We start from the raw sequence: 10,972 nt of genomic DNA, 5'->3' as shown, positions 1-10,972 counted from the left end.
GGGGTACTCTGTTAAGCAACCAAACCAAACAGAGGACGCCACGGATGGCCTTTAAGCACCTGAGCTCTGAAGAGAGACATTATATCGAAATCGAACTGAAAAATGGGACTTCCCAAAACAAAATTGCAGAAAAACTTGGACGTTCACAGAGTTCTCTGTCGCGAGAGTTAGGGAGAAACAAGGGGCTGCGTGGTTACAGGCACCAGCAGGCCCATCGTATGGCCCAAAAGCGACACAAGGAAAAAAACAAGGCTGTTAAGCTGACAGAAGATATTAAACGACGAATTTCCAATTATATTTGTTCAGACTGAGTCCTGAGCAAGTGGCGGGAAGGCTTAAAAAGGAAGGAGAGATCAAGCTACACCACGAAACAATTTATCAGTTTATCGCAGATGATAAGCGTAACGGTGGCAGCCTCTATAAGCACTTGCGACACCAGAAAAAGACGTACCGAAAAAGATATGGCTCAGCCCATAACCGAACCGGCATACCTAACCGGGTTGGTATTGAAGAACGTCCAGCAGTAGCCAACAACAGAGAACGTGTTGGTGACTGGGAGGCTGACACCATAATAGGTAAAAACCATAAAGGAGCCATCGCAACATTGGATGAACGGAAGACCAAGCTTCGCCTTGCTGTTCCTCTGCCTGGCAAGAAAGCAAAAGCGGTTAAACAGGCGATGATCGGCGCGCTCAAGCCCCTGAAAAAGTTCGTCAAAACTATCACTTACGACAATGGTAAGGAGTTTGTTCAGCATGAGGAGATTGCCAAAGCTTTGAAATGTGACAGTTACTTTGCTGCACCATATCACTCCTGGGAGAGAGGTCAGAATGAGAACGCTAATGGCCTGCTCAGGCAGTACTTCCCCAAGTCTATGGAACTTAATAACGTCACAGAAAAAGAAGTCATGATAGCGGTCGATAAGCTGAACAGTAGGCCCAGAAAATGTCTTGGTTACAAGACTCCTTATGAGGCATTCAAGGAGTTAACCGGAATAGATGCAAGAAAAATCATGGGTTATGCATTTATGACTTGAATTCAGGTTATTTTTTATTATTTCTTTTTTATTTTTTGTAGCGTGTAACTTGTTCTTTGATACTGTTCTTTATCTTGTTTGTATCGAAATTTTGATATTAGAATTGCTGTTTTTCGATAGGGTATATCGAAAAATACCTTGCCCTCGCTAGTGCATAGTCTATTTTAGACAAACAAGAAAAAACCCGACTCAAACGGAGGTGGCACTCCTCGTCGGGTTTCTCTATCCATCTAAGAGCTATTGCTCAAGGGGTAGTATAGCAATGATTTCCTTTGCGTACAGTATCGGGGTGCTGAAGATGATCCGTGTACAACTTAATACCAAAGGACTTGAGTCCCTCAACTCGACGCAAAAGTTTTTGTTGGTAGTTTTGGCAACATTTGCCAACTCGGAGGGGGAGTGCTGGCCGAGTCAGGGACTATTATCTGAAATAGTGGGGGCCAGCCAACCGACAGTTAGTGCCGGTTTGAAAAAACTGGAACAGGAACGCTTGATTGAAAGCTGCCAGCGCAAAACAAAAAAAGGGGGCAACACTACAAAAATTTACCGGATGTTGTTTGAACCGTTCATGTTTCGCCAAGTCAAGGAACAGAGGTACAACTGCTTCGGCCAGCGGATCGACGACCCGAGAATGTCCGATACTGCTTGGGCAGAAGGCTTTGAGTAAGTGAACAACGAATAAGGATAGATTGCGCCCAGCCGCAATCTATCCTTATTCGTTATGTGCTCTACCAAACATTAAGATTAAGATATGCATTAGCAGAAATATGGTCTAATATTTGGTCTAAATATTAGTCATTTTATGAGTGTGATATGAGACAAATATTAGCTGACTGCTCTGCAAGCATTTCAGAACTAAAGAAAAATCCTACAGCTCTCTTAAACGATTCAGAAGGCTCCCCAATTGCAATTTTGAATCATAACAAACCGGCAGCCTACTTGATTCCTGCTGAAACTTATGAGTGGATGGTGGAACTTATAGATGATTACCAGCTTGGAAAACTGGTTGAAGAGAGGTTGAAAGATAAAGACCAGGCTGTGGAAGTCAATCTTGATGACTTATAAGTTAAAGTTTCTTCCAGCGGCACTTAAAGAGTGGGGAAAGTTAGCTCATCCTATTCAAACTCAATTTAAGAAAAAGCTGGAAGAGCGATTAGTGAATCCTCATGTCCCATCTGCAAAGTTGAAGGGTTTTGATAATGTTTACAAAATTAAGCTCAGAGCAGCAGGTTACCGGTTAGCCTATGAGGTAGTCGACAATGAGCTTGTTGTTTATATTTTAGCTATCGGAAAAAGAGAAAAGGACTCCGTCTACCGCACACTGAATAAGCGGGTCAGCTATCAAACACGCACCTAACGAATTGGGATTTGGCAATTAATGGTGATTCGGTATTCAAGATAGATCCTTTAAAATAGGTGTAAATATGAACCCTTGTGCCAACATAGTTGTCGCCTCTTCTGAATTTAGCAACCTAAACCGGGGGCGGCCAGTGAGTGATCAATGGCCCGCTATTCAGAAGCGTTTAAAAGAGCCAGTCTTTCTCAACCAGCATTGGCATGGCCTAATATACGACTGAGTCCGCAGGTACTTTTGTCAGGAGACTGTCCAAAAACACAACCAATTGAAAATTAGTAAACGGTTTCAGTGCAATTGATGAGGTCCTTCTATCATTGACGTCCAAACTTCATACCCTGAATAAAGACCGTGCCAATCACCCTTCGACTCCGCTCAGGGTGAACGGAGTTTGAGGGGGTATCGTTATCATAAGCCTCAGCACTCCGTTCGTCCTGAGCCTGTCGAAGGGCGCAAACCCAGGACCCATGAGTTCGTGCAAAACACCCTTCGACCGTGCATCCTGAGGAGTCGAAGGACGCTCAGGGTGAACGGAGAGTGTATACATCAATCTCATTGAAATGACGTACCAGGGCCGATGGTTGATTAACCAAAAATCGACAATATGGCCTGCAGAATAATCAGGTTGACAATATCAATAAAGAAAGCCCCGACAATCGGCACAACCATAAACCCCTGGGGTGAAGGACCAAAGCGGTTAACGACGGAACCCATGTTCATGACCGCTGTGGGGGTTGCGCCAAGACCAAAACCACAGTGACCGCTGGCAATAACCGCCGCATCGTAGTCTTTCCCCATCACCCGGAAGGTCACCACATAAGTAAATATTGCCAGCATAACGGACTGCATCAGCAATATGATCAGGATCGGGATGGCCAGATCGAGAATATTCCAGAGTTTTAAGCTCATCAGGGCCATGGCCAGAAACAGGGCCAGGGAAACCGTGCCCAGAATATCGATGGTTTCAATATCCAGCTTTTTCACCCGGGTAACTTCCAGCGTGTTGGTGATGATAACGCCGATAAACAGGGCATAGACAAAATCCGGAATCATCAGCCATTTGATCTCAAAGCTGTTGACCCAGATTTCAAGGTACTTGGCACCGGTCACACAGATCAGAATCATAAACAGTGATTCAATCATCTTTTTTGAGGTGACATTGTCTTCTTCATTTTCGTTGTAAGTCACCAGTTCAGGAAACTGATCATGGGTTCTATTGGTGTTGCCGTATCTGGATTTCAGGCCATATTTATCCACCAGTCGCTGGGCCACCGGACTGCCAATAATACCGCCCATGATCAGGCCGAAGGTGGCTGAGGCCATGGCAATCTCAAGCACATTGTGCATGCCGTATACTTGCTGGAAAGTCTGAGACCAGGCAGCACCGGTGCCGTGACCACCGGAAAGGGTGATTGACCCGGCAATTAATCCCATCAGCGGGTCAAGCCCCAGCATTGTGGCCAGTGACATCCCCAGGCTATTTTGCAGCACGATGTAGAAAGACGCCACGGCCAGGAAAACAAGCACCTTGACCCCGCCTTTGATGAGCTGGGTATAGCTGGCGGCCAGGCCAACCGTGGCAAAGAACATCAGCATAAAGGTGTTTTGCAGGGGCAGGTGGAACTCAATCCCGATACCATTGAAGTGCAGCCAGGCAATAACACCGGCAATGATCAGTCCGCCAACAATGGGCTCAGGAATATTAAACTGCTTCAGCACCGGAATTCGGGCGTTGATAAAATGCCCCAAGAATAGCACAAAAATGGCAATGAGAAACGACTCAAGCGGGCCAACAGTCAGTAGTTGATTCATAAACCCTCAAAATAAAAGTGATCAGATACAGGCAAAGCGTCTACCCAGTTTGCTGTAGCCCAGTCCGGTTTCTTTTATCACTTCTATCCGGGTGGGAATCCGTTCTTTCAGAGACTCGATATGGGAGATGATACCGACCATCTTGCCACTGGCATTCAGGCTATCCAGGGCGCTGAGTGCGGTTTCCAGTGTTTCCTGATCCAGTGTACCAAACCCTTCATCCAGAAACAGCGAGTCGATTCGGGTCTTGTGACTGACCAGATCAGACAGCCCCAGTGCCAGCGCCAGGCTGACCAGAAAGCTTTCACCACCGGACAGGGTTTTGATATCCCTTGCGGAGTCACCCTGCCAGGTATCCAACACTTCAAGGCTGAGTTCATCGTTGCTTTTTCGGTTGAGCAGATAGCGGGCATGGAGCTGTTCCAGCTGCCGGTTGGCCAGAAGAATCAGATGATCCAGCGTCAGGCCCTGGGCAAATTTACGGAACTTGTCGCCTTTGCTGGAGCCAATCAGGCCACTGAGTTGTGCCCAAACCTGATATTGATGCTCTTGCGCCGCAATATCCTTGAACAGGCTGGCCTGGCCAAGACGCTTGTCTTCGTCGTCTTTCAGCGCCTGTGTAATCTCACCCTGTCGTTGATTGATTAAACGAATACGATTGTCCAATGCGGTCAGTATGTCAGTCACTTCATCCAGGGATAGTTCAGTCGCTGGCTGTTCAATGTGGGCTTTCAGGTTGGCCTCCGCCGAGGCAAGCTTGCCTTTTGCCTCATGCAGCTGTTGTTCAATAGACTGTTTCAGTTCTGTCAGTGTCTTTCGCTCTTCTTTATCCAGCAGTGCTTGCTGGAAATGTTCATTATCCTGGAATGGACTGTCGTTTAACAATGCCTGCCAGGTTTTCCCGGCGATTGTCAGTTCTTCACTCAATGCTTCCTGTTCCATGGTCTGCTGTCGAACGATTCCGGTCAGCTGGCCCAGCTTGTCATCAATCGCTTTCAACTGACTCTGGCTTTGTTGATGGTGTGCCTTTGCTTCAACAACCCGTGACTTGAGTCGCTGTCGCTCATCACTCACAATTTTCTGGCCAAACAGATCCTGCCGTTGCTGTTGCTGCTGTTGTCTCTGAGCGTTGGTGTTATCCAGCGTTTGCTGAATTTCACGGAGGAGTTCGTCGGCTTTTTGCCGGTTTTGATGCTTGTGACTCAGCTGCTGGGTAATGGCCTGGATTTTCTCATCCAGCACTTGTTGTTCAGCGGTGATGTGCTGCCATTGTTGCCAGTTTTTTTCCTGCTGACTCAGCCAGGTTGATTGCTCTGACAGGATAGGAATCTCCAGATGCAGCGCAGTTTGAATTCTCTGCCTGATCTTCTCTTCCAAAGCTTGGTTGGCGTGTTGGCTTTGCTCAAGCTGTTGACGCTTTTCGGACAGCTGCTGGTCAATCTGGCTTTGCTGATGCTGGTTAACCTCCCGTTGATGGGTGTGTTGGGTCATGTCCTTATTCAGCTGGTCCAGCTGCTGCTGTTCAAGTTGAATGCGGCGATTAAGCTGGTTCAGTGCTTCAAGCTGCTTTTTCCGGGTCTCGCCGGTCTCTGAAAACTGTTTGAAGTGGCTCTGATACTCTTCGGTATTGTTGATCGATAGGGAAAGAGACTGGGCATTGCTGGTGGCGGACCAGTCTGATGTGACCTGGGCAAGCTGATTTTGCAGCTTGTTAATGGTCTGTTCTGAGGATTCCAGTTGTACCTGTAAGCGCGCAGCTTCTTTACTCAGCTTCTCGCCCTGAAGCTGCAGCTGCTCCAGTTCCCGTTGTCTGGCGGTTAAACGTTGTTCGGTATCGGAAATATTCAGCTGCTGATAATGTTCAATCGCCGGGTGTTCTGTGGCGCCGCAAAGGGGGCAGGCCTCTCCGGCCTGCAGTTGGTTGCGATAGTCCTTAAGGCTGGTGATCTGCCGCTCCTGAGCTAACAGCTGTTCCAGGTCATGACAGTGCTGCCTGACATTCCGGTACTCTGCCCTGCATCTTTCAATGTTGTCGGTGTGCTGTGCTGCCGATTGCTGCAGGTTGCTATGGAGGCTCTGCTCTTTCTGTAAATCAGCAGTGCAGTGGGTAAATTGCTGGTTGAGGTTATTCAGATGCAGCCATATCGGGTATTGATCATGCCACTGTTGCTGATCTGTCTGCAGCTGCGCTTCTTCCTGGCCATTTAACAGGGCTACTTTGTTCTCTAGCAGTGTTTTATTCTGGCTGGCCCGTTGTTCCCGTGTTCTGGCCAGAGACTGAATATACTCTTCCAGTGTCTGGTGTTGTGCGTTCAGGCTCTGGCGTTCCTGCTCTAATTGATGAATGGCTTGAACAAACTGCTGTTCACCCTGGCTGGCGGTTTCACGTTGCTCAAACAGGGTTTGTAATACCGGCAGCTGTTCTCCCAGCGTCTGCTGGTGTGCATTCTGTTCCAGGTAATGGTTAGCCACCTGACGCTGCTCAGTCAGTTGTTCCCGGGACTGCTGGTCATCAGCAATGCTTTTGTTCAGTATGCCCTGCTCATGTTCAGCCGCCTGCAATTTGCCTTTGATGGCCTGTTGTTCATTGGTCAGCCTCTCTATATCAGCATCCAGTGGGATGACTAGCTCTACCAGCAGGGATTCGGTTTGCTCCTGTTCCTGCTGATAGCTTTCCCAGGCATTCAACTGAATCTGGCACTGCTTCTGAACGCTTTCTGCCTGTTCGGTGGTGACCTGTTTTTCCTGTTGATGATCAGCCAGTGTCTTTTGTATCCGTTGATGCTTTTGTTTCAGTTCGCTCAACCGATCCCAGTCCGGCAGAAGCTCCATGGCGGGCAGGGCCTGCTCCAGACGTTTTATTTGCTCGCTGTGTTCTGCTTTGTGCTGAATGGCATTGTCCAAAGACTCCCGGGCTTTCTCCTGTTCACGTTCTCTGCTGGCCAGCTCTTCCAGCCAGCGTTTCTGATGGTTCAGGAAGAGGCGTTCATTGCTGGTTTCCTCCTGTTGTACGGCAAGCTGATTCTGTTCTTTTTTCAGCTCTGCAAGTCGATCGTCGTTCAGTAGAGAAATACCGCCCACTCTGGCCTTTAACAGTTCGAGTTGCTGCTCTTCGGTGCGCATGCGCTCAAAGGCCCGACGGGAGATTTCTCCGTATATTTCGGTACCGGTCAGTTCTTCCAGCAGTTCTGCCCGGTCATTGGCACTGGCTTCCAGAAAAGCGGCAAAACCACCCTGGGCCAGCATCATGGATTTGGTGAAACGCCCGAAGTCCAGGCCGGTCAGCTCACTGACCTTTTTCAATTTATCGCTGATACGGGTGGTAATAATCGTGCCGTCACTGTCGGCCAGCTCGACCTGTGGCGCCTGCAACTTGCCATCCGTTTTTCCCCTGGCCCGGCGTTGTGACCAGAAGGCCCGATAAGCTTTACCTTTGACTTCAAACTCAACTTCTGCGAGCGACTCAGCGGTATGTCGTGTCATCAGCTCGTTATCGGAAGCGGAGATCGTGGTCAGGCGGGGAGTCTGATGGTACATGGCAAGGCAGATGGCATCCAGTAACGTGGTTTTGCCAGCACCGGTCGGGCCGGTAATGGCAAAAAGACCCGTGTTGGTAAAAGGTTCACTCTGGAAGTCTATTTTCCACTCGCCCCTGAGGGAGTTAATATTTTTCAGGCGCAGGCTGAGAATTTTCATCAGGCGTTGTCCTTCTGGTCATGCTGCGCCAGTATGGGATGCTCTTTATCTGCTGCAAACACGTCTTCAAGTATTTCCTGAAACGCACCGGTCAGCTGCTGTGATTGGTCATCGGTAAGCTCTTCCTGCTGCAGCCGTTGCTGAAAAACATCTTCAACGTTCAATTCAGCCAGACTCTCCTGGTCGGCAACGGTTAAGGATGCTGCGGCTTTTTCCCGTTTTCTTCTTACCCTCAGCAGCTCAAATAAGGACAGTTCCTCTCTGGCAAGCACCATTTGTTCGACCCGGCTTTGCAGGTCATGAAGGTAAGCGTCAGTGGTGATTTCAATCTCCAGCCATGGGTTGAGTTCAGCCTGGGGTTGCTCATTTTCATTGGCCCGCTCACTGGCAAGAGTGGCCAGCTGCTGGTCAATACTGTCCAGGGAGCCCTTGAGGCTGATCAGAGGCCTGAAAACAGGAACAATGACGGACTCAATTTTATTCAGCTCGTTTTCCCTGAAGTCCACAATAATGACTTGCTTATCGGATCCGGCTTCATCAAAACTCAGCGGGATCGGTGAACCTGAATAGCGGATATGTTCCTGCTTCGCCACGACCTGTGGCCGGTGAAGGTGGCCGAGGGCAATGTAGTGAGCCTTGGGAAATGCGGATACCGGAAATGCCGACAGGGTCCCGATATAAATCTCACGCACGGATTCGCTCAGTTGCCCGCCTACTGTCGTTAAATGCCCTGTTGCAATAATGGGCAGCCGTTCCTCTGCCAGCTTTTCAGCTTCTGTATAAATGGTTTGATAGTGGGCAGCAATCGCCTGTTGCAGTGCCTGTTGTTTATCCTCACCGGTCTCTCCCGCCTGACTTTCCAGAACATCCCGTGATCGGACGAACGGAATGGCGCAGATAACCGCGCCGGGGTTGCCCTGAGCGTTGTTCAATACCAGAACCTGTTCCCGGGAGTCTTTACTGACGCCACCCACCACAAAGGTATTCAGGCAGGCCAGCAGCTCTTTTGACTCATTCAGTGTGGCCACCGAGTCATGGTTGCCACCAATCACGATAAGCTGTCGGCAGTGTGTATTTTGCAGGCTGACAATAAAACGGCTATACAGCCCTCTGGCATAGCTGGGTGGGGTACCGGTATCAAAGATATCACCGGCAATAATCAGGGCATCGATGCGCTGCTCTTGTACCCGCTCAATCAGCCAGTCCAGAAAGGCCTGGTGTTCTGCCTCCCGGCTTTTGCCCATAAAGTGCTGGCCAAGGTGCCAGTCAGATGTGTGAAGAATACGCATGATGCCTTAAGTTTCGGAAAGTCAGGGGGCAGCCTAATGTGAACATCCCCTGGTGAAAAAGTAAAAAAGTGAAGCTACACCAGAACCGAACTGTAGCCAATGATCTGGCACCAGGTTTTTGTTTCACTCTTCTTGCGAAATCGGTTCTTGCCAAAGGATAGCTTGATCATCATATCCTCGGTCGGTAGATTCTATATTATTTTTTCACAATTGCTCACATCGGACAGTTCCTTCTCTATTCTGTTTTTCATCTTCTATACTTCCACTCTGTTAACTCCTCCAATCCCAGCCACTATCAACAGGATTGAGTTGTGCCAGCATTTAAACGAACACTGTTGTGCTGTGCTGTTGCTGCCAGTTGGGCCAGCACTACAACAGCCCTAGCGAATTCTTCTTTTGATTCCTTCATCGATGACGCCACTATGGATGGCAGGCTGCGAACGGTTTACTACGACGTTCAAAATAAAGAAAAGGATAAAACCGCTGGTGCCTGGACAGGCGCATTATGGTTGCACCTGAATTCCGGTTATCTGGCCGATTTTCTGGCTATTGGTGGTACTTTTTATGGTGTTACCAAACTGCATATGGATGAAAACAACAGCCACGCCTATCAGCTGTTGATTGATGAAAAGAAAGCCAATGGAAAAATGGATGGTCAAGGCTATGGTAAGCTCGGTCAAGCCTGGGTTGACCTGAAATTACCAAACTCCATTGATCATATCTCTGGCCATATTCAGGCCGGACGACAGCTGGTGTATACCGGTTTGATCTCCAGTTCCGGCTCCCGTTCAGCACAAAGTACCTGGCGTGGATATAAACTGGAGGGGCAGCTCTTCGACTTTGACTTTGGTCTGGCCTTTGTTGATCAAATGTCTCTGCGGAACCAGACCGGCTTTCATGATTTAACCAACTTCAGTGGCAAACAGATTGACCGTATCATCGGAGGCGAACTCGCTTATACGTTCCATCTTGCTGATGACCGTAAACTGAAGCTGAAATACAGGAATGCCTTCGCCAAAGATTATCTGCACGGCCACAATGGTGAAGTGACATTCGAAACCCCCATTGCCGGAGACAGGGTTCTCACTCTGGGCGGTAAATACTACAAAACCAGGAAAGATGGTGACTTATGGGAAGGTAACGCCTGGTATAGCCCGGCCTTTGACGATGAAGCTACAGCAGGCAACCTGTTCGCGGCCCTGGATGTGGACTCATGGCATTTTGAAGCTGGTGTCAGCCATGTCAAAGCCGAAACATCTCAGGAAGCAGAAGGCAAGAATCCGGATGACACACCTAACGGCTATGTCCGCCCCGGACAATATTACTATGACTACGGTAAAAACACTCACGGTATCTGGGATTTAAACACCAGCGGCTTTGCCGAAGACATGTTATACGACGGTGAAACCGTCTGGATGATTGGTGCTTCCTATGACTTTTCCAGGTTAGGTGTGCAGGGTCTGGAGCTGGGCTATTCACTCCATTACGGCTCTGGAATGGAAGTCAAGGATAAAACAACAGGTTCAAAGAAAAGTACGTCTGAATACGAGAACGATTTCCATATTATTTATAAGTTCCCCCAGCCACAGCTTAAAGGCATGAAGTTCAAGCTAAAATACGGTATCTATCGAAACGATGAAGATTTGAGGAAAGCGATTAACAAGCAGGAAAACGACCTGCGTGTGTGGTTGGATTACAACTTCACACTGTTCTGATTGAGGAAAATTGCTGGTTCCCTAAGAGGCTGTCCGAGAATAGCGCCCGTCTAGGCGACCCCGTAGCGAG

Annotated in this window: 7 protein-coding genes and 1 pseudogene; 5 read left to right on the top strand and 3 right to left on the bottom strand. The window is 48.6% G+C overall.

Annotation, left to right across the window (positions count from 1 at the left end):
* Window positions 1–44: 44 nt before the first annotated feature.
* The 4 genes and pseudogenes from KDK15_RS17645 (at window position 45) to KDK15_RS17630 (ending at window position 2,393) form a co-directional block, all read left to right on the top strand.
* Window positions 45–1,036 (top strand): annotated as a pseudogene (locus KDK15_RS17645) (IS30 family transposase).
* A gap of 262 nt (window positions 1,037–1,298) precedes the next feature.
* Entirely contained in the window at window positions 1,299–1,703 is a 405-nt protein-coding gene (locus KDK15_RS17640) for a helix-turn-helix domain-containing protein (RefSeq protein ID WP_257296706.1), read from the top strand.
* Window positions 1,704–1,849: 146 nt separating this feature from the next.
* Window positions 1,850–2,101, top strand: coding sequence for a type II toxin-antitoxin system Phd/YefM family antitoxin (locus KDK15_RS17635; protein ID WP_257296705.1), 252 nt, complete (start codon window positions 1,850–1,852; stop codon window positions 2,099–2,101).
* Window positions 2,091–2,393 carry a type II toxin-antitoxin system RelE/ParE family toxin gene (locus KDK15_RS17630; protein ID WP_257296707.1) on the top strand — a complete coding sequence of 101 codons (303 nt, stop codon included), beginning with the start codon at window positions 2,091–2,093 and terminating at the stop codon, window positions 2,391–2,393. Before KDK15_RS17635 ends, KDK15_RS17630 begins: the two co-directional genes overlap by 11 nt.
* 582 nt (window positions 2,394–2,975) lie before the next feature.
* Here KDK15_RS17630 and gltS read toward each other — a convergent pair.
* Genes gltS through sbcD form a run of 3 tightly spaced genes read right to left on the bottom strand, consistent with a single transcriptional unit; the run spans window position 2,976 to window position 9,187 of the window.
* The gene (gene gltS, locus KDK15_RS17625; protein ID WP_257296704.1) at window positions 2,976–4,202 is read right to left on the bottom strand and encodes a sodium/glutamate symporter; all 1,227 of its coding nucleotides are present in this window, start codon (window positions 4,200–4,202) and stop codon (window positions 2,976–2,978) included.
* 21 nt (window positions 4,203–4,223) lie between these two features.
* Window positions 4,224–7,898: an SbcC/MukB-like Walker B domain-containing protein gene (locus KDK15_RS17620; RefSeq protein ID WP_257296703.1), complete on the bottom strand. Its 3,675-nt coding sequence runs from the start codon at window positions 7,896–7,898 to the stop codon at window positions 4,224–4,226.
* Window positions 7,898–9,187, bottom strand: coding sequence for an exonuclease subunit SbcD (sbcD, locus tag KDK15_RS17615; protein WP_257296702.1), 1,290 nt, complete (start codon window positions 9,185–9,187; stop codon window positions 7,898–7,900). Before sbcD ends, KDK15_RS17620 begins: the two co-directional genes overlap by 1 nt.
* A gap of 311 nt (window positions 9,188–9,498) precedes the next feature.
* On the opposite strand from sbcD, the gene KDK15_RS17610 reads away from it, so the two are divergent.
* The gene (locus tag KDK15_RS17610; protein WP_257296701.1) at window positions 9,499–10,902 is read left to right on the top strand and encodes an OprD family porin; all 1,404 of its coding nucleotides are present in this window, start codon (window positions 9,499–9,501) and stop codon (window positions 10,900–10,902) included.
* Window positions 10,903–10,972: the final 70 nt, after the last annotated feature.

It is taken from the genome of Endozoicomonas sp. YOMI1, assembly GCF_024606345.1.
In the GTDB taxonomy this organism is placed as follows: Bacteria; Pseudomonadota; Gammaproteobacteria; order Pseudomonadales; family Endozoicomonadaceae; genus Endozoicomonas.
The sequence above is the reverse complement of the archived record's forward strand: the minus strand, read 5'-3'. Positions and strand labels throughout refer to the sequence as shown.

What these genes read in the sequence shown, in the direction of transcription:
- gltS (WP_257296704.1), bottom strand. Translation starts at nt 4,202, where the DNA reads ATGAATCAACTACTGACTGTTGGCCCGCTTGAGTCGTTTCTCATTGCC.
- sbcD (WP_257296702.1), bottom strand. Translation starts at nt 9,187, where the DNA reads ATGCGTATTCTTCACACATCTGACTGGCACCTTGGCCAGCACTTTATG.
- KDK15_RS17635 (WP_257296705.1), top strand. Translation starts at nt 1,850, where the DNA reads ATGAGACAAATATTAGCTGACTGCTCTGCAAGCATTTCAGAACTAAAG.
- KDK15_RS17620 (WP_257296703.1), bottom strand. Translation starts at nt 7,898, where the DNA reads ATGAAAATTCTCAGCCTGCGCCTGAAAAATATTAACTCCCTCAGGGGC.
- KDK15_RS17630 (WP_257296707.1), top strand. Translation starts at nt 2,091, where the DNA reads ATGACTTATAAGTTAAAGTTTCTTCCAGCGGCACTTAAAGAGTGGGGA.
- KDK15_RS17640 (WP_257296706.1), top strand. Translation starts at nt 1,299, where the DNA reads ATGATTTCCTTTGCGTACAGTATCGGGGTGCTGAAGATGATCCGTGTA.